The following is a 26,083-nucleotide window of genomic DNA, read 5'->3' as shown; positions in this document are numbered from 1 at the left end:
CTTCGGATCACCCCCCACCGCTCGTGGGGGACTTCAGACCAGTTCGAACTCAGCCCGGCGTGGCTTCGCCTTCACCGGCAGCCGGCGGCTCGGCCGGCGTGGCCGCCTGCTCGTCCACCGCGTTCACGGCGCGCTTCGCGCGCTTGCGGACGTCGACGTGGAGCGACTCGTCGAAGTTGATCGCCGAGAAGCACGCGCGCGCTTCGGCGCGTTTCTCCAGGCCGACGTAGGCCTCCGCCTCGTTCCACCGGAGCTTCCAGTCGCGCTTCTTCATGTCGGAGATCTTCGCCGCGTCGTCGAGAATCTCCTGGTAGCGCTGCTGCTTGCCCAGCTCGCCCCAGTACTCGGCCCGCAGCTCGTCGTCGGCGGGCGCCAGGGACACGGCCTTCGCGAAATGCGCGAGCCCGTCGTCCTCTCGCCCGATGGCCAGCTCTGCGCGCGCTCTGGAGCGCCACGCCCCCGCGCTCTCTGGATGCGCCTCGACGAACGCCTGGAGCGCGGGGAAGGCCGCGTGCATCTTCTGCAGGTCGTTGGTGTCCTCGGGGAGGAAACGGATCGCGAGGGCTTCGAGGTCGCCCGGATCGATCTCGAGCGCGCGATCGATGGCGGCCCGTGCCTCGTCTCCACGTCCTCCGGTGGCCAGCGTCCGCGCCAGCTCCACCTGCGCCCCTGCCGACCGAGGAGCGCGCGCCGCGTAGGCCTCTGCCGCCGCCTGCGCCTCGGTGACGCGGCCGAGCGCTCGAAGCGCCGAGACGCGCGCCAGCTCCACCCGCTCGACCTGGCTCGCGTCGGGGGACTCCGTCTTCCCGGCGGACTCGATCGCACGCTCGGCCGCCGCGAGCACCACGCCGTGGCGCAGCTCGCGCTCGTGGTAGGCGATCTGCTCGATGAAGAACGCCAGGTCGCGGGGCTCTGCGTCCCACTGCCCGCGCAGGTACTCGTCTACGGCGTCCGCGCGCACGTAGAGCAACGAGTTCGCGTCGCGCGGGTTCTCGTAGATCGGCGTCAGCACCCGCATCTGCACCATCGCGTCCAGGGCTGGCTGATGATCCGGCTTCGCCTCCAGCGCGAGCACCATCTCATCCATTGCGGCGTCCCGGTTCTCCAGAGCGAGGTGCACGTGCCCGACCGCCACGTGGAAGTCGGGATCGCCCTCGAACGTCTTCCGGATGGCCTGGAAGTTCTTCAGCGCCGCCGGGAAATCACGCTGGTTCGCCTGCGCGGACGCGAGGTTCAGCTTCGCGGCATGATCCTCGGGATCCATCGTGCTGATGCGCTTCAGCGTCGAGATGGCCTTCTCGTAGTCGTTCTCGGCGAAGCACTTCTGCGCTCGCTCCCAGAGAGGCCCCTTGTCGACGAAGGCCTCCAGGCTGCTGACGACGGCGCTGTTCTGCTTGCGCCAGACGCCGCTCTTCCCGGGCTCCGAGTTCGTCAGAAAGTCTTTGATCCACTTGCGCGCGTTGTCGATGCTGAGGCCATTGTCCGCGAGGCCATCGAACTCCGCTTTGGGGACGGGCAGTCGCGGGGGAAGGCCCTGCCGACGCGCCAACTTTTCGTCCAAGCCGATGAGCAACCAGTCGTCCTGCTCCGCCATGTCCCGACGGTAGCTGCCGGGCCGCTGCGGGATCAAGCGAGGTGTGCCGTGGACGACGCCGAAGTCACGAGAAGACCAGGAACAGGAGACCCAGCACGAGCACGAAGACGCCCACGAACAGCAGCACGAGGAGCTTGGACATGCCGAACAGCGTCGACGGGACGTCTGGTTGGAGACCGCCGGCCCCCCCCGTGACGAGGCCCTGCGCCGCCCCGTCGGGTCCCAGGGCCGCTGGCATGAGGGGGGCTCCGCCGCTCATCCCGGTGGATCGATGCAGGTAGCTCGACGGAGGTGGCACCGAGGCGATCGCCGCGCCGCTGCCGGGGACCCCGTTGCCCGTCAGTCGAAGCGTCGGATGCGGCGACGCGGACACCTGAAATTCCGGCTGCGGCGACGAGAACGGAGCGCTGCTCGACGCAAATGCGGGCAGATCCGAAGCCTTGGCACCAGCGAGGAACGCCGGGGACGAGGCCGACTCGTGCAGGAGGCTGGGGCTGGAAGGGGGCGGCGGGGGGGGCGGAGGCGGCAAGCTGGGCGCCTGCGCCACGGGAGAGGACGCCGGGATCCCCGCCGAGGCGCTGCGCTCCAGGTGGAGGGCCTCCTCCAGACGGCGCGCGGCTTCCGTCGCCCCACCGCTCGACAGCAGCCTCACCGCTTCAGCAGCCATCGCTGCCGCCTGGCTCACGGCCCGCGACGACGCTGCCAGCCGCTCTGCTTCCTCACGCAGCCGCGCTGCCTCACGGGCGAGCCGCTCTGCCTCCGCCACGACCCGCTGATCCGGGGGCGTCGCGAGGCTGCGGGACTCGGACAGCTCCAGCGGCGTCGTCGTGCGAAAAGGTGCAGCGACCGACGCCGCCCCACCTCCGGGCGGTGGGAACGAAGGCCCGCGCGGTGGCGGCAGCGGCCCGAGCGCGCCGGGCGGTGGTGAACTCCGCCCCGGGAGCGGCGGCATGGAACTCGAGCCAGGTGGCGGCGGCGGCGGTGGCGACGTCGCATGCCCTGGCAACCCGGGAGCGCGCCCGTTCGAGGGCAGCATCGGAAAGGCGTTGTCGCCCTTGAGCGGCATCGTCGGCAGCTCTTCCGAGCTCACGTCGAGCAAGCCCGGTGCAGCTCCTGGCGTGATGGGAGAAGCGGGCGGCGCAGCCAGGGGTGGCACGGGGAGCGGCGCGGGCAGAGGCGCTGGGAGCCGCGGCGCCGGCAGGTGGACCGCCTTCACCGCCGTCGTACGCGCATCGCTTTCTTCGTCGAGCAGCGTGTCGTGCGGCCCTCGGATCCGCGCGATCGTCGAGGGACTGTCCCCCTTCGACGTGACGATGCTGGTGACGGAAGATTCGGGCGCAGCGATGAGCTGCCCGATGGACCGGGGAAGCGGGAAGGTCCGCCCCTTCTTGATGAGGGTCGGCCCGTCCTCCTCGTTGCCCCACCCCCCGATGGGACCCGTCGGCATCTCGTCGTCGGACAGCTCGTCGACCGGATCGCGACCGGCCTTGAACCGCGCGTGCACATCGGCGGTGATCTCGGTCCGCTCCTCGTCCCGCTCGGCCCCTGGCGGCGCCTTGACCAGGGGGACCCCCTTGGCGCCGAGCACGGTGATCGGCCCCCCGAGGTACGAGTCCGCGCGCGGTGGAGGCGGCGGACGCGCCGCAGGCGGCTGGTTCACGGGCATCGCTTCACCCGTCGGGGCGAGCTCACCCCCCATGGCCCGCTCGAACCACCGCATCTGCCGCATGGCGTTGCGCCGCACGAAGCGGGCGAGTGCCTCCTGGCTCCCCTGCTGGTAGCCGTGGGCGTGCAACCACTCGTCGAGGCGCGCCAGGATCTCCTCGGCGCTCTGGTAGCGCGCCGCCGGATCCTTCTCCAGGCAGCGGTTCACGAGCGTCACCAGCCCCTTGTCGATCTTCGGCCGCAGCTCGCGCAGATCGGCCGGCGGCGCCGTCGCGATGAGGTGCACCATCTCGAACTCGGTGGGCGCTGCCCAGGGGTGCTGCCCGGCGAAGAGCTCGAACATCATCACCCCCAGCGCGAAGAGATCCGCGCGGCGGTCGATCTCGGTGCCCTTCGCTTGCTCGGGGGCCATGTACGTCGGCTCGCCCTTGAGCGTGCCGGTGAGCGTCCGCGTCATGCGCAGCTTCGCCTTGGCCAGGCCGAAGTCGGCGATCTTCACCTCGCCCTGGAAGCCGACGAGCACGTTCCCCGGCGTCAGATCGCGGTGAACGAGGTTCAGCAGCTCACCCGAGGGCGCCCGCAGACCGTGAGCAGCCGCGAGCCCGCGACAGATCTGCGCCGCAGCGTAGACCACCAGGCGCTCCGGGAACGCCTCGCGGGTCTCGGTCACCGTCTTCATCAGCCGCATCAGGCTGACGCCTTGCACCAGCTCCACGGCGAGGTACGAGCCCTGCTCGTCCTTCCCCCACCCCACCACCTCGACCACACTGGGGTGCTTGAGGGACGCGGTCATCCAGACCTCGTCGAGGAACTCCGTCGCTACCCCTGCGTCTTCTTCGAGGTGCGCGTGCAGTCGCTTGACGGCACAGAGCTCGCCGCTGCGCCTCGGCCCGGTGATCCGGCTGAGGTCCACGCGCGTCGTCGCGCCCACGGCGATCTCGGCGAGGTACTGAAACGAGAGCCCCGCCGGGGCGGGCTCGGGGAGCCGGGACATGCAGGCGGGAGTCTAACGGCCGATGGCTCCGTCCCGAAAGGGTTTTAGACGACCTCGCGCTCCGTACCGGACGGGTCTCGCTCCGCCTCTTGCTGCCGCATGGCCTCCAGCGCTGCGCGGAAGCCCGCCGGTGTGGCTCGGAGATGAAGGTCCAGGTGGTCGTCCTTCGTCTTCAAGGCGCGGACACCGAGCACCGGTGTCATGATGCGCAGCGTCCGTGACACCGCTGGATTCGCGGCGATCTTGCGGACTTTCATCAGATCCAGCGTCACCCGGTCGTCGCTCGCTGCCACCAGCGCGGCCGGACGCTTGGGCATGATGTTGACCAGATTACCCGGCTTGGACAGATCGAGCGCTCCCGAGCGAAGCAGCCCGGCGAGCGGCGAGTCTTCCTCGGAGAGCACATCGAGCTTCAGGTCGGCGATGCGCAGACCGATCAAGACGGCTTCAGGCTGGACGTCCAGCTCCTCCACGAAGACCACCAGCGACACACGCAGCGGCGTCTTCATGACATCCACCGTCATGGACGCTCGAAGCCCGGGCGGAGCGGCCTCCAGCACGACATCTCGCGGCGCCTTCTTGCCGCCATCGAACTCGCGCGCCAGATATCTCAGCGCATCGATGGGGACTCCGAGCCGCAACCCGAGCGCGCCGCGCACGGCCCGCGCGATTTCCTCGGGGTGCGCCTTCAGGTAGTCGCTGGCCTTCCGGAGCAGCACCTTGGGATCGGTCTTCGGCATGAGCGAGGCGGTTACGATTGCCCAGGAGCCCCCCCGCATGCAAGGGGGCGCTGTGAGGATCACGCCAGCCCGCTACGGAATGGTCCTTGCGAATGGCATCGAGGCAGGAGGGAAGCTCGATGCGGATCCACGGCATGGCGCTGCTCGTCGCAGCAGCCTCGCTACCTCTCGCCTGCGCTCAGGGGACGCAGCTCGGAGAAGACGAGGAGCGGGCGATCACGGAAGCGCTCGGAGATCCTGACAGTGACGATGCGCGGGACGACACGAAGCGCGCGGCGCTCCCTGGCGAGTCGGCACCGGGAAGCCAGAAGGCATGCTCCCCGGGCCACGGGCGGGCTTGCTACACCGGCGATCCCGCGACCCGAGACGTGGGCGCCTGCGTGGCCGGCGTCGAGATCTGTCTCGAGGATGGCAGCGGCTACGGCCCCTGCGAGCACGAGGTCACCCCGGTCTCCGAGAGCTGCGCGAACGATGTCGACGACGACTGCGACGGCGAGGTGAACCAGGGCTGCGAGTGCTTCCCCGGAGACACGGAGCCTTGCTACAACGGCCCTCCGGAGACCGAAGGTGTCGGGATCTGTCGCTCTGGAATCCGCACCTGCTCTCCCGAGGGGACCTGGTTTGCCGCCTGCATGGGTGAAGTGCTGCCCATGCAGGTGGAGGACCTGAACACGCCCGAAGACGACGACTGCACGGGGACCCCCAGCGACTCGCTCTGCGAACAGAACGGCATCCTGAGCTGTCCCACCAACCGGTGCGCGCAGGTCCCCTCGTGCGTCACCGCGCCCGGCGGCACGCTCCAGTGCGTCTTCCCGTGGCGATGTCTGAACTGATCGTCAGCGCCGGCTTCCGCATCGCGGGAGCGCGCCTGCGCACCGGCGCACCATCACTCCGCGGCGCTCGCCTCGGTCACCGGTGGCACGGCGTTCGGCTCGATGCCCGTCGGCGCCGGCTTCGGCGGCGTCCCGCCGATCGCGAGGTGCAGATCCATCACGGCCGCATGGGCACGATCGCGCAGATCCGAGACACGCACGGCTTCCTTCCCCTCGGCGCGGGGTTCGATCGGCGCGCCAATGCGGACGTACACGTCACGCATGCGGCCATCGCCCGTATCGGGCGCCCCCTTCTTCATCAACCGATGCGTCCCCTCGATGGCCACCGGGACCACCGGGACCCCGGCCCGCACCGCAGCGTAGAAGCTGCCCGACTTGAAGGGCCGCAGGATCCCATCGTCGCTCCGCGTCCCTTCCGGGAACACGAGCAGCGGCTTGCCCCCGCGCAGGACCTCCTCGAAGCGAGCGATCACCTGCGCCGCCGCGCGCGAGCCCGCGCTGCGGTCGACCGGCACGTGCCCCGCGAGCTTGAGGTGCCAGCCGAGGAAGGGGATCTTCATCAGCTCGCGCTTCGCCGCCCACTTGTAGTCGTGAGGGAGCACCGAGCCCAGCACCAGGATGTCGAGCACGCTCTGGTGGTTGGCGGCGTACACGAACGGCCCGTGGGCCGGCACGTTCTCCATGCCGCTCGCGTGGACGGCGATGTTCAGCCCGCGCGCGCTCGTCTCACACCAGCGCTGCATCGCCCAGAGGCTCGCCCGGTGATCACGGGTCAGCGGGCCGAGGGTCAGGGAGATGGAACCGAAGCCAACGGTACGTGCGACGAAAGGAACCCACTGGCGCGCTGCTCGCCATGCTGAATCGAGGTCCATGCGAGCGGCATTACCACCGCTCTCGACGCGAAAAAATGCAAAGCGTTTTGCGCACCATGACCGTTTTGTGACGTAGCGCCCCGGGCCACCACGTCTTCTGGAACCCCCCTCCCACGGGACGCTCGCGCGCCAGGATCTCCCCCGTCACGCGCCATCGAGCGTCGGCACGAGGTGCCCCCATCCCACGCGCACGGGTCGCCCTGCGCGCTCGAACTTGAGCGTGTAGAAGCCCACGTCGTCCGAGCCCACCACCGCCGCACGCCGCAGGACACCGACGGACTCGGCCCACACCAAGAGGCCCGCCTTCAGGTTCCGCGGCTTCACCGGGATCGGCCGGAGGGCCACCTCCTCGACCACCTTCGCAGCGCCCCCGTACCCGAGCACGAACCAGCGCTTGGGTCCCTCGCCTCCCAGCTTCGACACCAGCGTCACGTGGTTCCAGGTGTCCTTCTCCTGGAGGGCGGCGAAGTTGCCAGGGACGAGCCCGTCGACCTGCGGCACGATCCAGGGATCCTTCAGCAGCACCTCCGGTGATCGCTTGTCCGAGTCCGTCAGGTGCACGCCCACCCGATCCTTCACGAACCGGTGGATGACCGCGTGCTTCATCACGCCGTTCCACGCCGTCAGCACCGGCGCTTGCAGCGCGATGCGCGGCTTGTCGGGCACCGCGATCACGTACCCCGGGTGCACCTTGTATGACGTGCCGCCCGTGCCCTCGATGATGAGATCGTCGCCATCGAAGCCCACCACCGTGGCGGAGTACATCACCAGCGTGGAGCCAGGGCGCGCCGCGGCCAGCATGCGGTCCGAGAACGTGAACACGCGCTTCCCCGGATCCAGACGGGTCGGCAAGGGCGGGAGGCCCAGCGGGTTGGAGGGTGACCCCGACGCGGCGGAGAGGGCCGTCTCCCCTGGCGGCGTCGCGCTCACGGCTTGCAGCGGAGCAGACGCGCTGACGACCGGCGCCGGCGGCAGCGACGCGGAGGGCGGCGGGCTACCGTCGCAGGCCGCGGTCAGGGCGATGGCGAACGCACCCGCCACGAGAGATTTCCGACGATCGACCATGACCGGCCGAGCATGGTCCCTCGACCAGGAGAGGGCGAGCAGAAATGCACCCGTGGGCGGGGGATCGTTGGAATACCTCGGTTCTGCTCCACCTCATCGTCGAGGCAGCGGCCGCAGCTTCGCCGCGAGACGCTCGGCGGCGCCGCGCCTGTCGGGCTTTCCCGCAGGGGTGACCGGCAGCGCATCGACGACCGCCAGCAAGCGAGGTCGCTTGTGGGACGCGAGGCGCGCGCTCGTTTCGGACGCGATCCACACCTCGGGCGCCCCCTTCGGTGCCGCGGGATCGAGCACCACCGCGGCCGCCACGAGCTGCCCCCACCGCTCATCCGGCACGCCGAACACCAGGGCCCGCGACACCCCCTCGCACCCTTCGAGCGCTCGCTCCACCTCGGCCGGGTACACGTTCTCTCCGCCGGTCACGACCAGATCCGTGCGCCGCGCCAGAACGTGGAGGCGCCCCGCGTCATCCAACCGCCCGAGATCCCCGGTGTCGAACCACCCCTCGGCGTCGAGCGGGTGCTCCGGCGCGCGCTCGGGACCTCGCCAGTAGCCGCGGAACAGCGTCGCGCTCCGGACCTGGATGCGCCCTGCCCCCGCGTCGTCGACGTCCACGAGGCGCACCTCGCTCCCTCCGAGCGGCCGCCCCGATCCTGGCTCCTGGGTCGACGCGTCCCGCGGCGCCTGGGATGTCACCTGCGAGCACGCCTCGGTGAGCCCGTAGGTGGTCAACACGGGCACGCGGCGCCTGGCGCAGATCTCGAGCAGCCGCTGCGGCGCGCCGGCTCCACCCACCAGGACGGCGCGCAACCGCGCGAGGACATGCTGAGGATCCGCCTCCACGAGCGCGGCGAGCATCGTCGGCACCACCGAGAGCAGCGTGGCTCGGTCCCGCACGATCGCCCGGAGCACCTCCTGGGGCTCGAAGCGCTCCACGAGGATCATCGCCCTCCTCGCCAGCAAGCACCGCGTGAGGACGGAGAGCCCCCCGACGTGACAGAGCGGCATGCAGAGCAGCCAGCGGTCGCTCTCGTGGAACCCGAGGTTCTCCGCGCTCGCCACCGCCGCAGCCACGAAGGCGCGCCGGGACAGCACCGCTCCCTTCGCACGCCCCGTGGTCCCCGACGTGTAGAGGATGGCGAGATCCCCCTCCTCTGCTGCGTCGTCCTTCACCACCTCGCCGCTCACGACCGCTGGGACCTCCGCAGCCTGCGGGACCTCCACGGCCGGCGAGACTTCCGTCGCCGAGGGGACCTCCACGGCCGAGGAGACCTCCACGGCCGGCTGCGTGAGCCACCACGGCCCCGCCACCGCCCCGGCGCGCACCGCGTCCCCCAGCGCGCTCTCCAGCGCCACGAGATCGGCCTCGCGCAGCACCCGGGTGGGGCGAGCATCCTCGATCAACGCCTCGGCCTCGGTAGCCGTCAGGCGCGGGTGCAAGGGGACGAGCACCGCGCCGAGCGAGAGCAGCGCGTGGATCGCCACCACCGCCCCCAGCCGGTTCGGCGAGAGGATCGCCACCCGCCCGCCCGCCTCGATCCCCTCGCGTCGGAAGCGCTCACGGCACAGGGCGGTGAGCTGCGAAAGCTCCCCGTAGCGCCACGTCGTGTCGGCGGTGATCAACGCCACCCGGTTGGCCACCCCCGGCTCACGCGCCGCCTCGATCACGCAGAGTCCGCTCACGAAGCGACCCCGAGCCCCGCTCTCCCCGATGCGACGACGACGCCCTCCAGCCGCCGCTGCGGAACTGGCAGCGACGGCCACGCGCGCAACCCCGCGTGCACATCGAGGCCGCACGCGAGCGGCGCGCTGGGCAGCCCGAGCGCGAGTTCGCACGCCGCCGCCAGCGCGACCGGCCCGTCCATGAAGTGCGTCACCACCACCCCGAGCCCCCGCGCTTGCGCCATCGTTCCCAGCGTGTGCGCCCGCAAGAGCCCGAGCGCCGCCGGCTTGAGCACGAACGCCACGCAGCCATCGGCTTCGAGCAGGCGCTCCGCCATCCCCGGCACCCCGAGCGACTCGTCCGCAGCCCAGGGCACCGCGCACGGCCCGAGCTGGTCCAGCGCCTCGGCCGCCACCGGCTGCTCCACGAACCGGGGCCGCAGCGGGGCCAGCGCGTCGAGGCGCCGCCTCGCCTCCTCCAGCGACCACACGCCGTTCGCGTCCAGCCGCAGCTCCAGGCCTCCTGGCGGCTCCACCGCGCGCCGCAAGGCCCTGAGCGCCTCCAGCTCCGCCGCGAACGCCGCGTCGTCCCGCCCCCGCAGCTTCACCTTGAGGCAGCGCATCCCCCGCGCGACCAGCGCGTGTCCGGCCTCCACCAGCACCTCGGGCCCATCCGCCGCGACCGCCAGCCCATTCACGGGCACCTCGGCGTACGCGCACGCGCCCCCCAGGCTCGCGGCCACCGAGAGACGGAGCTGCTGTCCGAGCAGATCCAGCAGCGCCGTCTCCAGCGCGAACCGCGCCGACGGCACCCGATCGAGCCCCGGCGCGAACCGATCCATCCAGCTCGCCACCTCGTCCTTCGGCGTCGCGGTCGTCGCGAGCGCCGGCGCCGTCCCGCGCATCGCTGGCCACGCCGCCCCGACGCGCGCCGACACCTCGTGCAGCGCCTGCGCGCAGCTCGCCACATCCTCCGGGGAGAACCCGGACAGCGGCGTCGCCTCGCCCAGCCCCCCTCGCCCCCCGTCGTCGAAGAGCGTGACCACAAATCCGCGGCGACCGTCCCCGAGCGCCACGTCCTCGACGCGCGCCTCCTCGATGCGCAGCTCCAGCATTGGCGAATCCCCTTTCACGGACCGAGCTCCTCGCGTGGGGGCCGGTCCTTTCCGGACGCGGTCCCCCTCATGGTGAGGAGAGGACCAGGCCCACGGCGAACAGCAAGGAGAAAGCCAGCAAAAGCTTTGCCGTCGCCGCGAGGCAAGCGTTGAGCGGCTTCCCCTCCATGGTACGCAGCGTCCGCAAGCACCGCAGGGCGAGCGGGAGCGTCACCACCGGCAGCAGCACCCAGGGCGCGCTCCCCACCCCGCGCCCCTCCACCGCCCACGCCCGCACGGGCGCGACCGAGAGCGCCACCGGGACTGCGTAGGCCAGCGCCATCAGGAGCCCGTACTCGACCACCCCGGCCGTGCGGCCCAGGCGCACGGCCAGCGTCCGCTTCCCCGCCCGCACGTCCGTCTCGCGGTCGCGCACGTTGTTCACCACCAGCACCCCGGTCGCGATCGCGCCCACGGGCAAGGACGCGAGCCACGCGAGCGGCGGCACCGCGCCCGCTTGCACGAAGACCGTGCCGCAGACCGCCACCAGGCCGAAGAACACGAACACGAACACGTCCCCCAGCCCGTGGTACCCGAGCGGGTACGGGCCGCCCGTGTACGCGATCGCCGAGAGGATCGACGCCACCCCGATCAGCACGATCGGCAGCCCCGCCACCGAGACCAGGTAGAGACCGAACGGGATCGCCAGCGCCACCGCCACCAGCATCCCCAGCCGCACCTGGCGCCCGGTCAGCAAGCCCGACTGGGTCGCCCGCGTCGGCCCCAGCCGCTCGTGCGTGTCCGCGCCCTTCTCGTGATCGAACACGTCGTTGGCGAAGTTCGACACGATCTGGATCAGCAGCGCGCCGAACAGCGCCGCCAGCGCCGGCGCGACGCGCACCGAGGAGACCGCGTGCGCCACCGCCGTGCCGACCACCACCGGCGCCACGGCCACCGGCAGCGTCGCCGGCCGGCACGCCAGCACCCAGGCCCGCAGCGACCCGGGCGCGATCCCACCGGATGCCCCGGCACCGCCGGGTCCTGGCTCGTGCTGCTGGATGGCCACGTCGCTCATGCTCCCGCTGTCCCTCGCTCGCTCACCAGCGCGCCGATCCCCCGGCGCACCTCGTCCTGGAGCCGCGCCGCCCTCACCGCCCCGTCGGCCGGCGGAACCACCGCCTCGATCAAGCTCACCCCACCCCTCTGGTGCGCCTCCACCAGCGCCTCGTCCAGGTCTCCTTGCCGTGCGACCCGCGCGAACGGCACCCCGAACATCGCCGCCGCCGCCGCGAAGTCCACGTCCTGCGGCATGGTGAAGCACTGTTCGAGCAGCTCCGCGGGGGCCCGCTCGGCGATCGGCAGGTGCTCGAAGATCCGCCCCCCGTCGTTCTGGACCACCACGATCACCAGCGAGGCCGACGTCTCCTCCGACCCCCCTCGCGCCGTCACCCGCGCCGCGAGCCCGAGCGACGTCACGTCGTGCAGCAAGCTCACGTCCCCGAGCACCAGCGTCACCGTCGATCCTGCCACAGCCGCAGCCCCCGCAGCGCCTGCCACCAGGCCATCGATCCCGCTCGCCCCCCGCTGGTGCAGCACCCCCACGGGCACCTCACTCGCCACGCAGTACGTATCCAGATCCCGCACGGGCCGGCTGTTCCCGATCATCAGCAGCGACCCCGCGGGACACGCCTGCACCGCGGACCGCACCACCGCTCCCTCGCAGAGCGCCGCGTCCTCCCGCGCCGCAGCGGCGAGCGCATCCACCACCTCACCCGCCCGCGCGAACGACGCGGACCACGCCGCCCGCCCTGGTCGCCTCTCGCCGAGCCGCGCCACGAGCGCCTCGCACACCTCGACGGGGTCCGCGAGGATCAGCGCCGACGCCGCGCTCGTCGGATCGTTCCACCCGTGCGGCGAGATCACGAAGCGCGGACACGCCCCGTGCTCGGCCAGGTAGGCCGCGTAGCCCGCCGACGTCGGCGGCGTCCACAGCTCCAGGATCAGGTCCGGCGCGTGCGTCGCCCGGAATGCAGGCGTGCGCAGCATCAGATCGAACGCGGCGGGCGCGACCACCCCCTCCACCGCGCCTCCGAAACGCACCTGGCTCGTCGCCTCTGCGAGCAACGGGAACCCTGTCCTGCGCGCGAGCGCCGTGATCGCCGCCACCGCCCGCCCCGGCATCACCCCACCCGCGAGGCCTCCCCCCTCGCCCACGGCCGCCCCGGCGAGCGGCGCTGGCCCGCAGACGAGCAGCCCTCGCTCCGCGCGGCTCACCCGCTCGCACAGCGCGTCCAGCGCCTCGCGATCGATCCCCGCGCGCCCCCCGATCACCCGCGGGCCGCCCCGCCGCATCAGCGCTTCCCACGCCGCCTGCCACGGCTCCACGCCGTCCACCTTCACGGGCTCCAGCGGCTTCCGGAAGCGCGCGTTCACGTGCACCGGCCCTGGCGTCGGCCCGAGCGACGCGGCCACCGCCTGCGCCGCCACGCGCGCTGCCGCCTGGAGCGCGAGCGGCGACGGATCGGGCAACCCCAGCTCGGCGAAGTGCCGCACGTACCCACCGAAGAGCTTGAGCTGATCGATCGTCTGCGGCGCCATCACGTCCGCCAGCTCCCACGGCCGATCCGCCGTCACCACCAGGAGCGGCACGAAGCTCTGGCTCGCCTCGATCAGCGCCGGGAATGCGTGCGCCCCCGCCGTCCCCGAGGTGCAGAGGAACATCGTCGGCCGCCCGCTCACCCGCGCCTGCCCCAGCGCGAAGAACGCCGCCATGCGCTCGTCGATGATCCCGTGGCACCGGAGCCCGGGCTCCTTCGCTGCCGCGAGCGCGAGCGGCGTCGAGCGAGACCCCGGGCAGATCACCGCCTCGCGCACCCCGGCGAGCACCGCCGCGCGCACGAACAGCTCGGCCCACGCCATGTGCAAGTTCGAGCCGCTCACACGGCACCTCCGGGGAGCCCACCCAGCGCCGACAGCATCGGCCGCCGCTTCACCCGGGTCTCGTTCAGCTCTGCGTCCGGATCCGAGCCCGCCACCAGGCCAACCCCCGCATAGAGCCAGGCCTTCGCCCCCTCGACCAGCGCCGAGCGCAGCCCCACCCAGAGTGCACCCTCGCCGCCTTCACCGATCCAGCCAACCGCCCCCGCGTACCAGCCCCGCGGCGCCGGCTCCCGCGCCTGGATCCACGACAGCGCCGCCTCGCGTGGCGTCCCGCAGATCGCCGGCGTCGGGTGCAGCCGCGCCGCCAGCGCCAGCACCGACGCACGCCCGAGCAGCTCGCCCCGGATCGGGGACGACAGGTGGTGCACGTTGCGCAGCGTGCGCACCACCGGCTCGGCCGGCACCTCCAGCGACGCGCACACCGGCGCGAGCGCCCGCGCGATCGCCTCCACCACCAGCGCGTGCTCCCGCCGGTCCTTCATGCTCTCCAGCAGCGCGCGCGCCGCCAGCGCGTCGTCCTCGCGCCGCGGCGCCGAGCCCGCGAGCGCGTCCACGTCCACCTTGCCCCCGTCCACCGCGACCAGCCGCTCCGGGCTCGCCCCGAGGAACACCGCCTTCCCTCGCGGCAACGCGAACCGCGCGCACCCGAGGTAGCCCTCGCGCAACCGCGCGAGCGCCTCGCCGATCCCGAACGGCACCTCCGCCGTCAGCAGACCGGGTGCCGCGAGCACCACCTTCTCCAGCGCTCCCTCCTGGAAGCACCCCAGCGCGTCACGCACCAGCCGGCGGAACTCCTCGGGCGCGCACAGCTCCTCGTATGCCGACGCCGACAGCGCCGACGACGCCGCCTCCACGCCGTGCCCGTCACGGCCTTGCCCCTCGCGCTCCCACAGCTCCCGCGCCAGCGAGACGAGCCGCAGCTCCGCATCGTCCAGCGCATCCCGCGGCACGATCGCGCGCAGCACCGCGCGCTCCCCATCGGTCGCGTACGACCACGCGGGCAGCACGAAGCTCGCGTCGGCAAACCCCTCCCACGAGGGCGCGCTCGACGACGCGCTCGACGACGCGCTCGACGACGCGCTCGACCGCGCCGACGCGGAAACGCCCGACCTAAGCACGCCGCGCCCCCCTTGCGCCCCTGGCGCGAACGCCATCCCCCCGAAGAGCCGCGGCCCTGGCGTCCCTTCGGGCGACGCGCCCCGCGGCTCCACGCTGGCCAGGATCCGCTCCACGTCGGCGGCCACCTCGGCGAGCGCGCCCTCGCCCTGCGCCTCGGCGCGCGCCGCTTCCCCCCAGCCCACGAAGGCCCAGCGCGGCCCTCGCGGCGGCGGCGCATCGAAGAACGTCGCCAAGCTGCCACCGTGCCGCTCGGCCAGCGCGAGCACCCGCTCCGGTGACACCACCGGCGCCGCGATCACCCGCGTCGCGAGCGGCCCCGGTGGACCCAGATCGCCGCCGCGCCCGCTCACCCGTGCCCTGCCCTGCCCCCGCCCGTGGCCTGCGAAGAGCGCGCAGCGCGCGACGGCGTGCCCACGAACAGGCACACCACGCCGAACGTCATCGGCTCGACCGAGACGATGTCGAGCCCCGACGCACGCATCACCTCCGCGAACTCCTCCGGCGGCGGGAACGCCGCGATGGATCGCTGCAGGTAGCCGTACTCCGGCGCGCCCGACAGCACGCTCCCCAGCCACGGCACCACCGTGTGGATGTGGAACTGCGCCAGCTTGCTCAGCACGCCCTCGCGCGGCTCCGACAGCTCCAGGATCGCCACCCGGCCGCCGTCCTTCGTCACCCGCGCCATCTCCCGCAGCGCCTTCGCGCGATCGGGCACGTTGCGGATGCCGAACGCCATCGTCACCCCGTCCACGCTCTGGTCGTCCAGATCGAGGGCCTGGGCGTCACCGAGGCGCAGCGAGACGCGCCCGCTCAGGTGCGCGTACTTCACCTTCTCGCGCCCGATGGCGAGCATCTTCTCCGACGGATCGATCCCGAGCACGCGCACGTCGTGGGCCTCGGCGATCGCCAGCGCCAGATCGGCGGTGCCGGTCGCGAGATCCAGCACCGTGCCGTGCTTCGGGCGGCTCGCGAGTTCCAGCGCGCGCACCGCCTCCTTGCGCCACCCCTGATCCAGCCCCATCGACACGAGCCGGTTCATCAGATCGTAGCGCGCCGCGATCGCGTCGAACATCTCGCCGCTGCCAGCCCGCGCCGACCGGCCCTCCAGCGGACTGCCCTGGAGCTGACCGCCCTCGGCGCCTCCCGTGGCCTCTTGCTCTGCTGCGCCGCTCATCACGCGCCCTCCGCGGAAGCTGCCTGCGCCCAGGTGTCGATCGACCCCGCACCCGCCGCACGCGCTGCGGAGGAAGGCGCCACCGTCGACACCGACGTCACGGGCACGCCTGGTGCCGCACCCAGCTCCCGCACGATCGCCGACAGCTCCGAGAGCCGCAGCGCTTGCGGCCCGTCGCTCAGCGCCCGCGCCGGGTCCTCGTGCGTCTCGATCATCACGCCGGCGGCGCCTGCGCCCATCGCTGCGCGCGACAGCGGCAGGATCAGATCCCGCCGGCCCGCGCCGTGGGACGGATCCACGATCACCGGCAGCCCGTGCACGTGCGACAGAAGCGCCACCGCGCCGAGATCGAGCAGGTTGCGCGTCGAGGGATCGAAGCTGCGGATTCCGCGCTCCGCGAGGACCACGCCGCTCGACCCGCTCGACAGGAGGTACTCGGCCGCGAGCAACCACTCCTCCAGTGTCGCCGCCATGCCCCGCTTCAGCAGCGCAGGGCGCCCGGTGCGCCCGATCGCCTTGAGCAGTGCGTAGTTGTGCATGTTGCGCGAGCCGACCTGGATGAGGTCCGCCAGCTCCGCCACGGCGGGTGCGTCGGCCTCGCTCAGGGCCTCGGTGACCACCTTCATGCCCTGGCTGTCCGCTGCGCGCCGGAGCCACACCAGCGCCTCGGCGCCCACGCCCTGGAACGCATAGGGCGACGTCCGCGGCTTGAACGCACCGCCGCGCAGGAACTGCACCCCGAGCGGCACGAGTGCCGCGGCCACGTCACGCGCGTGCGCCTCCGACTCCACGCTGCACGGCCCGCACATCCACGTCGGCCGGAAGCGCGCGCCGGCCTCGATCCGCACATCGCCCACCATCACCGAGGAACCCTGCCGATCGAGCAGCGGATGCGGCGACTTCGTCGTGCTCACGTCGGCCACGCCCTCGATGAGGAGCAGATCCTCGGGCGTCACGTGCGCAGAGTGTTCCGCGATCACGTAGTGGGAGGCGCTGCCACCCGGGCCGCGCTCCACCTGGCTGACCCACAGCCCTCGGCGGGCGAGCTCACCCAACACCGCCCGAGCATCGGCGCCTTGCTTCAAAGAGACGATCATGACCGTTCACTTCCTCCTCAGGGGAGTCGCCAGCGCGACATCCTGGAGCGCGGATCGCGCCTGGCTCGCGGGAAGGATCTCGAGGCTCTGCGCCGCGTCCCTGCACATCCGCGTCGCCAGTGCGAGGCAATCTTGAACCACCCCGCCCTCCGACATCACCCGCCCGATTCGCCGCGCGATCTCGGGCGTCACCGACACCTCGTCGCCGCGACAGTTCGCTTCCAGCTCGTCTGCCAGCCCCGGATCGCGCTCCACCGCGAGGAGGAGCGGGTACGTCATCTTCCCCTCCCGCAGATCGGTCAGCAGATCTTTGCCGGTCGCCTCCGGATCTCCGGCGAAGTCGAGCACGTCGTCCACGATCTGGAACGCCAGCCCCAGCATCCCGCCGTAGGACTCCAGCGCCTCGCATTCGCGCGTCCCCACCCCGCCGGCGCGCCCACCCGCGAACATCGCCCACTGGAAGAGCGACGCCGTCTTGCCTTGCACGATCTTGAAGTACTCGCTCGTGCTCGTCCGCACCCGCCCGCGCGCCGCGAGCTGCAAGGTCTCGGCGGTGACCATCTCCCGCACCACCACCAGCATCCGGTCGAGCACCCCCTCGACGCCCGCCGCCTGCACCCGGCACAGCGCCTCGGCGAGGAGCCAGTCGCCGCCGAAGATCGACGCCGCGTTGCCGTAGACCACCCGCGCCGTGTCGGCACCGCGCCGCCGGTCGCCGAGATCCACCACGTCATCGTGGAGCAAGGTCGCGTTGTGGATCATCTCCACCGCCACCGCGAAGGTCAGCGCCGCCGGCGTGAACCCGGAGCCCACGTGCGAGGCCAGCGCCACACAGATGGGCCGGAGCCGCTTGCCGCCGAGCTCGAGCAGGTGCCGCGCGCTCTCGTGCGCGGGCGTCCCCCCGTTCTTCGCCACCACCGCGAGTGCCGCCTCGACCTCGGCGAGGTCGCCCGCCAGCAAGGTCTGCAGCGCGGCGAGGCGCGCGGTCAGCGCGTCGAGGCCACGCGCGGCGCAGACGTCGCCGAGCGTGGCCACGACGTCGTCCGCCTTCACATCCTTGGAAACCATGGTTCCTGCTGTCATCCGTCTGCTCCGCCGATGCACGAACGCGCCTTGCGCCTGGAAGGCCAGAGGGCGAGGCCGGTGCTCCGTATGTTGAGAAAGTCAGGGTCCGCTACACCCGAGGCCTGCGCACGGCGCGGAGAGGGAACCGGACCAGGTCCCCGAACCGCGAGAAATCCAGAGTCCTGCTCTTGATGAAGCCATCCAAAGCCGACTGCGCCAGCTTGACGAACGCCAGGAGCCGGCTCACCCGGTCGAGGCTCACGCGCGCCTCGGGGCTGTCCGGCGCGCGCCGGAGCAGCTCCTCGGCCTTCTCCAGGCGCTCGCGTACCGAGTGGGAGAGCTGGCGCTCCCGCTCGTCGAACACCCTCGAGATCATCTTCCAGAAATCGGTCTCGGCCTCGTAGTACTCCCGCCGCTCGCCGGGCCGCCACACCCGACGCACGACCCCCCAGCGGAGCAGCTCGTTCAGCGACATGCTCACGGCACCCGCGGAGATCTGGAGACGCTCGCCGATCTCCGCCGCGGGCAACGCTTGCGCGGCGATGAACAGCACGGTCCACACGCGACCGAGCACCCGGCGGAACCCCCAGTGCTCGATCACGTCCCCGATCGCCTCGGCCGCCAGAAGCTCGGCCTCGCGCACCATGTCATGAGGTTTGCTCATGAAGTTTCAAAAACCTTTGAAGGTATTGATGCGGCTGCGGTCCGGGAGAGTCAAGACGGATGCATCGGTCGAAGCACGTTTCTCTGGCCGACCGGTCGTGCCCACGGCCGCCGCACGTCATCGCGCACGGCGTCATCGTCGCGCTCGTCGTCATCACGGTTCGATCGTCGACCAGGCCTTCATCACGGTCCGAACGACGCGAGCTCGTAGCTGGCGCTGGCGCCGAGCATCAGGATCGGCTCCGCCGTGCGGAACTGGCTCGACGACGCGTGGTGCGTGTACGCGCCCATCAGCACGAAGGGCGACACCTCCCGCACCGTGGGCGTCACGCGGAGAAAGCGCACCGACGCCAGCCCGAACAGGACGTTGGTCACCCGCCCCGAGGCGGGCGCCGTGGTCAGCCAGTCGCTCGCGCCGACCCGCAGCGACGTGTCCGGCGTCACCGGGAACTCGCCGATCAGCGCGCCGGTGTTCCGGATCACCCAGTCCTGCTGCGCGACGATCAGATCACGGCGCATGTTGTACGAGAACGACTCGTCCCCCACCGACCACCGATCGGCGATGAACGTGTCGACCACGATGAGCCCGGGCCCTCGCGGCGAGCCGATCCGCGCCCGCAAGGTGGCGCTCAGCGTCACGATCATCCCCCCCGCGCTCCGGGCGATGTCGGTGGGCCGCGTCGACTCCTGGAAGTCGTCCTCATACCCGTCGTACGCGAAGTAGCCCGCTCCCCGCACGGGGAACGGCCACATGGCGACGCCCGTCAGCTCCGCGCGCAGCACCAGCGGCGACAGCGGCGTGATCTCCACGTAGCCGCCCTGGTGCACGTAGGCAGGCGACAGGTAGTTGACCAGCCCCACCTGCACGTTCGTCAGATCGAAGAAGAGCCCCGGCTCCCGGATGAGCGGCACGCAGAGATAGAGAGAGAGCATCTGCTCCGCCCCGAGCGGGTTGATCGCCCCGCCCAGGTTGTGGCCCATCCCGATCTTCGTCCGCGTCTCCTCCAGGCAGTGTCTGCCCGTGGACGCTGGCGCCGGTGCCTCGGGCTGCGGTGGCGGCGTGGGGACGGCTGCACGGGCTGAGGTCACGGCGAGCCCCCCTACGGCCACCGCAGCGGCAGCGAGGAGGGCGCGGTTCGGGCGCATGGTGGTCGAGCGTATCCGAAGGGTCCCTTCCTCAGGCAAGTCCTGAGTAGGCCCTGGACACAACGAAGAAGTGACCTGGGATACGTGCCGTCACTTCCGCCCGCGTCGACTTCCGCTGCGAGCGGTGGCGCAAAGCGCCAGACCTTCGGCTATGCTGCCCGCCGTGCGACGGGTTGTCGTGCTTCCAGAACGCGGCAAGCTGATCGTCGCCACCGATCTGCAGGGCAATGTCGCCGATTTCGATCGGGTGGCAGAGATCTACGAAGAGGCCGCCAGGAAGCGGGACGGCGCCGTGCTGGTGATCACCGGCGACCTGGTCCACGGCCCCGAGCTGAGCGAGGCCCAGTGGCCGGACTACCTGGGGAGCTACTACCTCGGCGACTCCGGGACGGTGCTGGAGCGCGCCCGCCTCCTCGCCGAGCGCCACCCGGGCCGGGTGCACTACCTGCTCGGCAACCACGAGCACGCCCACGTCGGCGGCCCCGTCGTCTCCAAGTTCTTCCCCGACGAGGCGCGGCGCCTCGAAGACCTGCTCGGCTACGAGGGCACGCAGGCGATGCGCGAGTGGCTGTGTACCTGGCCGTTCGTGGCGCTGGCCCCGCGCGCCAACCTGGTCATGCTGCACGCCGCACCGCACGCGCGCATCGAGTCGCGCAACGACCTGGAGCGCTTGCCCCTCGACGGCTTCTTCGACGTCCCCCTCGAGGAGATGGCGAACCGAGGCGCCCTCGGTGCCCTGCTCTGGGCGCGCACCACCAGCACCGAGCGCGCCCGCTCCTTCCTGCGCGCCATCGATCCGAACGCGCGCGTCGCCATCTACGGCCACGACGTCGCGCGCAACGGCTACGCCATCGATCGCGAGCCCTTGCTCTGCATCTCCACGAGCTTCGGCTGCTTCGACGGCGACAAGCTCTACCTGGAGTGGGATCTCGACGAGCCGGCCGACAGCGCCGCCGACGTCGCCCGGCGCGGCCTGCGCCCCCTCTACCCCGCAGCGCCCCCCGTCTACCGGATCGACTGAAGCGCACGCCGTCGCGCGCTGCCCTCCCCTCCCTTCTCGCCACCGAGCGACCTCGCCACCGAGCGACGGGTTTGCCCTGCAACGCAGCGACGCTACCGTGTACGGCATGGCGTGGGGTGGCTTCGGTCGTGGTGGCGGCAAGTACACGGGGCTGATCCAGGCGCTGCTCCTGACGGCGGTCGGCCTCGCGTTCTTGCCCGTGCACTTCAAGGGCGTCCGTCCTTCGATCCTCTTCCTGGTCCCCGGCGTGTTCGGCGTGCTCTTCAACGCCTGGTCACTCCGACGCGGCGCGCTCGGCCAGCTCGACCGATGAGGCCCTCGTTCACGTCCCCGTGCGCGAGCAGCACACGCGCCATCGTCACCTTCGAGGGCTGACGTCGTTCCATGCGCCGCGATGCGCTGGCGGCTGTCCAGCGCAGAACCGAAAGCGCTCGCGTCACCTCGTCCCCCTCTCCTCGGTCGCCGGCGCCTTCGACATCGCGACGAGGGACGCGAACGCTCTCGACCAGCGTGGCCCCTTCCCGCGAAACGCAGCGCCACCTTGACCACGAGATCCACGACCACAAATACGGCTGCATGGATGAAGAGCTTCAAACGAAGCCTGATCCGCTCGTCATCGCCGCTCGAAACATGCTGGGTGATTTCGCCCCCAAGCTGCTCGAACTCACCGAGGACGTGCTGCTGGGCGACGTCTGGAACCGCCCGCAGCTCTCCCCACGCGACCGCAGCTCGATCAGCTGCACCGTCCTCATCGTGCTCGGCAAGACCGACCTGATGAAGGTCCATTTCCCGCGCGCCATCGAGAACGGCGTGACCCAGGAAGAGATCGTCGAACTCATCACCCACCTGGCGTTCCATGCCGGCTGGCCGCAGGCCATCACGGCGATGATGACCCAGGGACCTGTTCGCGCCTGCGCCCCGCTGAGACCGGCACTGGCCGGCGTCAAGCCGCGAGGAACGCCCCTTCATGCACCGCGCGCACGCGCTCGAGCACGGCTCTCCCCTCCGCCTCGAAGCCGAGCGGCGTCACCTTGCCTCGGTTGACGAACACCCCCGCCTCACCCCGGAAGCGCCCGAACGCCACCTCGTGCAGACGCGCGGCGCCCTTGCTCGGATGCGAGAACGTCAACCGCTGAAAGGGAAGGAGCCACCAGGGCATTCCCCCACCCGCGCTCATCGGCGTCCGGTTCGGCCCCGGGCATGTACTCCGGATCTCGATGCCTTCCGCAGAGAAGCGTGACGCGGCCTCGCGTGTCCACAGAGAGAGCGCCAGCTTCGACGCCGCATAAGGCCCGAACAGCTTCTTGAACGTCGGCGGTCGCTCCAGCGTCGCAGGATCGAACCGCTTCACCGTCAGCGCCGCGTTCGACGACGAGTTGATCACCGTCCGCAGCTTCCCCTTCCTCAGCAGATCCTTCAGCTCCATCGCGAGGATGTACGGGACCACCGTGTTGACCTCGAACTGGAGCTCCCGCCCGCCGGGCGAGAACCGAAGCGCCTCCGTCGAGATCGCTGCGTTGTTGAACAGCACATCGAGGCTCGCCTCGCGTGCGGTGATCTCGCGGAGAGCCTGCTTCAGGCTTCCCAGGTCGCTCAGATCTCCCTTGACCACGCGGAGCCGCTGCTCGCCTTGCGCCTCCTTCACGAAGGGCTCCGGGGGCAAGTCGGAGCGGACCAGCGCCACCACCTCCCACCCCTCCGAGAGCAGCCGCCGCGTCAGCTCGAACCCCACCCCTGTACGGGCCCCCGTCACCAGCGCCGTCGTCATCGTGCACCTCTCTCCTTCTTTCTTCGCGCGTTCTTCACGCCATCCGCACGAGCCACGGTCGCGCGTTCTTCACGCCATCCGCACGCGCCACGGGGACGCCCTGCGCACACGATCTCGGGACGCACGACGTCGCGCGCAGACCACGACCCATCCCGCAGTCCACGACCCCGGCACGCCCCCCAGGGCGAGCAGGGCGCGCGAACGTGGCTCGTTCCGCAATGTTTACACCGTCAACTTTACGCACCAAGTTCACGCTGTCAACATCGACCCATGACGCGCGAGAAAAGCGCTTATCACCACGGAGATCTCCGCAATGCCCTGATCGAGGCCGCGACCACGCTCGTTCAGGAGGTCGGCGCAGAGCAGTTCAGCCTCCGCGATGCCGCCCGCGCCGTCGGCGTCTCGGCCAATGCGACGTACCGCCATTTCGAGAACAAGTCGGCGCTGCTCACCGCCGTCGCCGCCGCCGGGTTCGTCAAGCTCTCTCAGCGCATGAAGCGAAAGCAGATGGCGACGGCCCGCGCGAACCACGACCCGGTGACGGCAGCCGTGCAGAAGCTCGAAGCGCTGGGACGCACCTACACCGAGTTCGCCGTCGAGCAGCCCGAAATCTTCCGCGTCATGTTCGGGTCGAGCGGCATCTGTCGCCTCCTCGGCAACCCCCTCGCCTTGCCGAGCCCCACCCTCCACGAACTCCTCGGCGAGGTGCTCGACGACCTCGTCCGCGTCGGCGTCTTGCCCACCGCACGCCGACCGGGCGCAGAGGTCAAGGTCTGGACCGTGGTCCACGGCTTCGTGTCGCTCCTCCTCGAAGGCGCGACGGTGACCATCTCCAGGGCGCAGTACACCGCGGCACTGGAAGACATGCTCCACTTCACGCTCGAAGGCCTGTGCGCACAGCCCAGGGAGCGAGCGCATCCGCCTTGACCGGACGCCTTCACCTCACCCCGCGCACGAGCAGTTCCCTCGCCACCTCCACGAACAGGCGCAGCGCCGGTGAACTCTGCGCGCGGCTCGGATAGTAGAGGAAGAAGCCCGGCACCCGGGGCGCGTAGGGTTCGAGCACCCGCTGCAAGCGCCCTGCGTCCAGCGACGGGAGCGCGGCTGGTTCCAGCGCGTACGCAAGGCCCAGACCGGCCTCCGAGAGCGCCACGCTCACGCTGTTGTCGCTGGCGATCACGCTCCCGCGCACGGGCACACGCCACGTCCGCCGACCGCGCTCCAGCTCCCAGGCATACAGCGCGCCCGTGGACTGCATGCGAAACGTGATGCACTCGTGGCGCAACAGATCCTCGGGGCGCTGCGGCGTCCCGTGGCGCGCGAGGTATGCCGGCGCGCCCACCACCACGAAGCGAAACGCCTCGGTCAACCGCACCTGCACCATGTCGCGCTCGATCGCCTCGGTCAGCCGCACGCCTGCGTCGTAGCCCTCGGCCACGACGTCGACGAAGCGCTCCTCGACGACGATCTCCACCTCCACGCGCGGATGGCGCTCGCGGAACGTCGGCAGCACCGGCGTGACGACGAACGGGATCGCGCTCCGCGGCACCGACAACCGCAGCTTCCCCACCACCTCGCCAGGCCGCGCGGCGACGTCACCGAACGCGGTGATCACCTGCTCCAGCGCCGGACCTGCGCCCTCCACGAGCCGCCGTCCCGCATCGGTGAGCGCCACGCTCCGCGTCGTGCGCGTCAAGAGCACCACACGGAGCTGCTCTTCGAGCTGCCGCACCGCCTGGCTCACCGCGGCCCTGGACACGCCGAGCTCACGGGCTGCGCTGCTGAAGCTGCGCAGACGTGCCACCACGAGGAAGGTCTGGAGTTGCGTGAAAGGAGCCGTGTGCACGCGCGCGCACCGCCTTCGGGACACCGCGCCCCATCGTCAACGAGAGCTTAGACGAAAACCGAGGAATCACCCCTCCCCCGCATGAGGTAGAGAAGCACCATGAAGCATCGACATCTCGGCCGGAGCGGCCTGCTCGTCAGCGAGATCTCTTACGGCAACTGGATCACCCACGGCTCCCAGGTGGAGAAGGATGCAGCGCACGCCTGCGTGAAGGCAGCGCTCGACGAGGGCATCACCACCTTCGACACCGCCGACGTCTACGCTGCCACCCGCGCCGAAGAGGTCCTCGGCGAGGCCCTCGCTGGACAGCGTCGAGAGGGCCTCGAGATCTTCACCAAGGTCTACTGGCCCACCGGCCCTGGCCCGAACGATCGCAGCCTGTCGCGCAAGCACATCGTCGAGTCCATCCACGGCAGCCTGCGCCGCCTGCGCACCGAGTACGTCGACCTCTACCAGGCGCACCGCTTCGACGTCTCGACGCCGCTCGAAGAGACCATGAGCGCCTTCGCCGATCTCGTCCGGCAAGGAAAGGTGCTCTACATCGGCGTCTCGGAGTGGACCGCAGAGCAGATCGAACGCGGCGCCGCGCTCGCCCGCGAACTGAAGATCCCCTTCATCAGCAACCAGCCGCAGTACTCGATGCTGTGGCGCGTGATCGAGGCCGAGGTCGTCCCCGCCAGCGAGAAGGTGGGCGTCAGCCAGATCGTCTGGTCCCCGATCGCGCAGGGCGTGCTCTCCGGCAAGTACCTCCCGGGTCAGCCCCCGCCCGCCGGCAGCCGCGCCACCGACGAGACGGGCTTGAAGTTCATTAACCACTTCCTGAACGACAACGTCCTCGGCCGCGTGCAGAAGCTGAAACCCCTCGCCGAGGAAGCCGGCCTCACCATGGCGCAGCTCGCCGTCGCCTGGGTACTCCAGAACCCCAACGTCGCCTCCGCCATCGTTGGCGCCTCCCGGCCGGAGCAAGTCCGCGACAACGTGAAAGCCGCTGGCGTGAAGCTCGACGCCGCACTCTTGACGAAGATCGACGAGATCCTCGGCGACGTGGTCGTGCGGGACCCGAAGAAGACGGTGAGCCCGGCCAAGCGCCCATGAGGGATTTCCTGAACCAGGCGCTAAAAATTCAGAAAACCCCTGAATGAGCTGACCCCTCCGAGTCAAAAATTCAGAGAACTCCTGAGTCGCCTCCATCCTCGCGAGCTTGCGATTCAGAAAACCCCTGAATGGGCTGACCCTCCTCCGCCAAAAATTCAGAGAACTCCTGAGTCGCCTCCATCCTCGCGAGCTTGCGATTCAGAGAACGCCTGAATGAGCTGACCCCTCCGAGTTAAAAATTCAGAGAACTCCTGAATGAGCTGACCCCTCCGAGTTAAAAATTCAGAGAACTCCTGAGGTCCATCCACCCTCGAGTGGATGCGATTCAGAGAATTCCTGAATGGCTCACCCTCTCCACGCCAAGCGTGCAGCGCACCTGAGCGACTCCCCTTCCGCCGCGGACCCCAGCAGCCGGCGGACGCTCGCTTCTCCGGGAGGGGGGATCGCCATCGCTGCGCATCCACGTCACCTCGACGACCGTCGCAGCCCGAGGACCGCACGCGCGCAGGGCGAACAGCGAGCAGGTCGGCACGGGCTGGGCCGCGCGTCACACACCTCCGGAGGCGGAGAACCAGACTGAGCACACTTAGTGACCAAAGATGCGACCAATCGACCGACCACGACACTATTGCG

The 26,083-nt window shown here is 70.7% G+C and carries 24 protein-coding genes; 7 read left to right on the top strand and 17 right to left on the bottom strand.

Going from position 1 to position 26,083, the window contains the following annotated elements; translation table 11 throughout:
* Positions 1-49: 49 nt before the first annotated feature.
* The 3 genes from CMC5_RS21520 to CMC5_RS21510 form a co-directional block, all read right to left on the bottom strand.
* Complete coding sequence (locus CMC5_RS21520) at positions 50-1,594, bottom strand: tetratricopeptide repeat protein (protein WP_050432177.1); 1,545 nt, start codon at positions 1,592-1,594, stop codon at positions 50-52.
* A 64-nt stretch (positions 1,595-1,658) separates the two neighbouring features.
* Positions 1,659-4,253, bottom strand: a complete 2,595-nt coding sequence (locus CMC5_RS48605; RefSeq protein WP_050432176.1) for a serine/threonine protein kinase — start codon at positions 4,251-4,253, stop codon at positions 1,659-1,661.
* Positions 4,254-4,297: 44 nt separating this feature from the next.
* The gene (locus tag CMC5_RS21510; RefSeq protein WP_050432175.1) at positions 4,298-4,993 is read right to left on the bottom strand and encodes a hypothetical protein; all 696 of its coding nucleotides are present in this window, start codon (positions 4,991-4,993) and stop codon (positions 4,298-4,300) included.
* A 119-nt stretch (positions 4,994-5,112) separates the two neighbouring features.
* On the opposite strand from CMC5_RS21510, the gene CMC5_RS21505 reads away from it, so the two are divergent.
* Positions 5,113-5,826, top strand: coding sequence for a hypothetical protein (locus CMC5_RS21505; RefSeq protein ID WP_050432174.1), 714 nt, complete (start codon positions 5,113-5,115; stop codon positions 5,824-5,826).
* Positions 5,827-5,879: 53 nt separating this feature from the next.
* Here the strand turns inward: CMC5_RS21505 and CMC5_RS21500 are convergent, their stop codons facing one another.
* The 7 genes from CMC5_RS21500 to CMC5_RS21470 all read right to left on the bottom strand — a co-directional run bounded on the left by CMC5_RS21500 (position 5,880) and on the right by CMC5_RS21470 (position 14,574).
* Complete coding sequence (locus CMC5_RS21500) at positions 5,880-6,569, bottom strand: lysophospholipid acyltransferase family protein (RefSeq protein WP_245677677.1); 690 nt, start codon at positions 6,567-6,569, stop codon at positions 5,880-5,882.
* A gap of 273 nt (positions 6,570-6,842) precedes the next feature.
* A complete protein-coding gene (locus tag CMC5_RS21495) occupies positions 6,843-7,739 on the bottom strand; it encodes a hypothetical protein (RefSeq protein ID WP_156338770.1) in 897 nt (298 codons plus the stop codon).
* Positions 7,740-7,856: 117 nt separating this feature from the next.
* Positions 7,857-9,443: a class I adenylate-forming enzyme family protein gene (locus CMC5_RS21490; protein WP_050436042.1), complete on the bottom strand. Its 1,587-nt coding sequence runs from the start codon at positions 9,441-9,443 to the stop codon at positions 7,857-7,859.
* Positions 9,440-10,555: a mandelate racemase/muconate lactonizing enzyme family protein gene (locus CMC5_RS21485; protein WP_245677676.1), complete on the bottom strand. Its 1,116-nt coding sequence runs from the start codon at positions 10,553-10,555 to the stop codon at positions 9,440-9,442. The genes CMC5_RS21490 and CMC5_RS21485 overlap by 4 nt, the downstream gene beginning before the upstream one ends.
* A 49-nt stretch (positions 10,556-10,604) precedes the next feature.
* Positions 10,605-11,591 (bottom strand): 1,4-dihydroxy-2-naphthoate polyprenyltransferase, encoded by a 987-nt coding sequence (locus CMC5_RS21480; protein ID WP_082362676.1) that lies wholly within the window; start codon positions 11,589-11,591, stop codon positions 10,605-10,607.
* The gene (menD, locus tag CMC5_RS21475) at positions 11,588-13,456 is read right to left on the bottom strand and encodes a 2-succinyl-5-enolpyruvyl-6-hydroxy-3-cyclohexene-1-carboxylic-acid synthase (RefSeq protein WP_050432172.1); all 1,869 of its coding nucleotides are present in this window, start codon (positions 13,454-13,456) and stop codon (positions 11,588-11,590) included. The genes CMC5_RS21480 and menD overlap by 4 nt, the downstream gene beginning before the upstream one ends.
* Positions 13,453-14,574, bottom strand: a complete 1,122-nt coding sequence (locus tag CMC5_RS21470; protein WP_169796611.1) for an isochorismate synthase — start codon at positions 14,572-14,574, stop codon at positions 13,453-13,455. The genes menD and CMC5_RS21470 overlap by 4 nt, the downstream gene beginning before the upstream one ends.
* Before the next feature lie 12 nt (positions 14,575-14,586).
* On the opposite strand from CMC5_RS21470, the gene CMC5_RS46015 reads away from it, so the two are divergent.
* Entirely contained in the window at positions 14,587-14,853 is a 267-nt protein-coding gene (locus CMC5_RS46015; RefSeq protein ID WP_169796610.1) for a hypothetical protein, read from the top strand.
* A 68-nt stretch (positions 14,854-14,921) separates the two neighbouring features.
* Here CMC5_RS46015 and ubiE read toward each other — a convergent pair whose 3' ends face one another.
* The 5 genes from ubiE to CMC5_RS21445 form a co-directional block, all read right to left on the bottom strand.
* Positions 14,922-15,749, bottom strand: a complete 828-nt coding sequence (gene ubiE / locus CMC5_RS21465; RefSeq protein WP_050432170.1) for a bifunctional demethylmenaquinone methyltransferase/2-methoxy-6-polyprenyl-1,4-benzoquinol methylase UbiE — start codon at positions 15,747-15,749, stop codon at positions 14,922-14,924.
* On the bottom strand, positions 15,749-16,846 hold the full coding sequence (aroF, locus tag CMC5_RS21460) for a 3-deoxy-7-phosphoheptulonate synthase (RefSeq protein WP_063796325.1): 1,098 nt from the start codon (positions 16,844-16,846) through the stop codon (positions 15,749-15,751). Before aroF ends, ubiE begins: the two co-directional genes overlap by 1 nt.
* A gap of 6 nt (positions 16,847-16,852) precedes the next feature.
* Positions 16,853-17,914 (bottom strand): polyprenyl synthetase family protein, encoded by a 1,062-nt coding sequence (locus CMC5_RS21455; protein WP_050432169.1) that lies wholly within the window; start codon positions 17,912-17,914, stop codon positions 16,853-16,855.
* A gap of 106 nt (positions 17,915-18,020) precedes the next feature.
* Complete coding sequence (locus tag CMC5_RS21450; protein WP_050432168.1) at positions 18,021-18,575, bottom strand: GbsR/MarR family transcriptional regulator; 555 nt, start codon at positions 18,573-18,575, stop codon at positions 18,021-18,023.
* 182 nt (positions 18,576-18,757) lie between these two features.
* A complete protein-coding gene (locus CMC5_RS21445; RefSeq protein WP_050432167.1) occupies positions 18,758-19,720 on the bottom strand; it encodes a hypothetical protein in 963 nt (320 codons plus the stop codon).
* Between the two features lie 163 nt (positions 19,721-19,883).
* Here CMC5_RS21445 and CMC5_RS21440 point away from each other — a divergent pair, with 163 nt between their 5' ends.
* The 3 genes from CMC5_RS21440 to CMC5_RS42800 all read left to right on the top strand — a co-directional run bounded on the left by CMC5_RS21440 (position 19,884) and on the right by CMC5_RS42800 (position 21,785).
* Positions 19,884-20,741 carry a metallophosphoesterase gene (locus tag CMC5_RS21440; RefSeq protein WP_245677675.1) on the top strand — a complete coding sequence of 286 codons (858 nt, stop codon included), beginning with the start codon at positions 19,884-19,886 and terminating at the stop codon, positions 20,739-20,741.
* 106 nt (positions 20,742-20,847) lie between these two features.
* Positions 20,848-21,054 carry a hypothetical protein gene (locus tag CMC5_RS21435; RefSeq protein ID WP_156338768.1) on the top strand — a complete coding sequence of 69 codons (207 nt, stop codon included), beginning with the start codon at positions 20,848-20,850 and terminating at the stop codon, positions 21,052-21,054.
* Between the two features lie 197 nt (positions 21,055-21,251).
* Entirely contained in the window at positions 21,252-21,785 is a 534-nt protein-coding gene (locus CMC5_RS42800) for a carboxymuconolactone decarboxylase family protein (RefSeq protein WP_245677674.1), read from the top strand.
* Here CMC5_RS42800 and CMC5_RS21420 read toward each other — a convergent pair.
* Entirely contained in the window at positions 21,685-22,509 is an 825-nt protein-coding gene (locus CMC5_RS21420; RefSeq protein ID WP_050432163.1) for an SDR family NAD(P)-dependent oxidoreductase, read from the bottom strand. The genes CMC5_RS42800 and CMC5_RS21420 overlap by 101 nt on opposite strands.
* Before the next feature lie 270 nt (positions 22,510-22,779).
* Here CMC5_RS21420 and CMC5_RS21415 point away from each other — a divergent pair, with 270 nt between their 5' ends.
* Positions 22,780-23,436: a TetR/AcrR family transcriptional regulator gene (locus CMC5_RS21415; protein ID WP_050432162.1), complete on the top strand. Its 657-nt coding sequence runs from the start codon at positions 22,780-22,782 to the stop codon at positions 23,434-23,436.
* A 10-nt stretch (positions 23,437-23,446) separates the two neighbouring features.
* On the opposite strand, the gene CMC5_RS21410 is transcribed toward CMC5_RS21415, so the two are convergent.
* Positions 23,447-24,355 (bottom strand): LysR family transcriptional regulator, encoded by a 909-nt coding sequence (locus CMC5_RS21410; protein ID WP_050432161.1) that lies wholly within the window; start codon positions 24,353-24,355, stop codon positions 23,447-23,449.
* A gap of 99 nt (positions 24,356-24,454) precedes the next feature.
* Here CMC5_RS21410 and CMC5_RS21405 point away from each other — a divergent pair, with 99 nt between their 5' ends.
* On the top strand, positions 24,455-25,450 hold the full coding sequence (locus CMC5_RS21405) for an aldo/keto reductase family protein (RefSeq protein ID WP_050432160.1): 996 nt from the start codon (positions 24,455-24,457) through the stop codon (positions 25,448-25,450).
* Positions 25,451-26,083 lie beyond the last annotated feature (633 nt).

This window comes from Chondromyces crocatus (assembly GCF_001189295.1).
Taxonomy (GTDB): Bacteria; Myxococcota_A; Polyangia; order Polyangiales; family Polyangiaceae; genus Chondromyces; species Chondromyces crocatus.
This window is presented reverse-complemented; position numbering and strand designations above follow the sequence as displayed.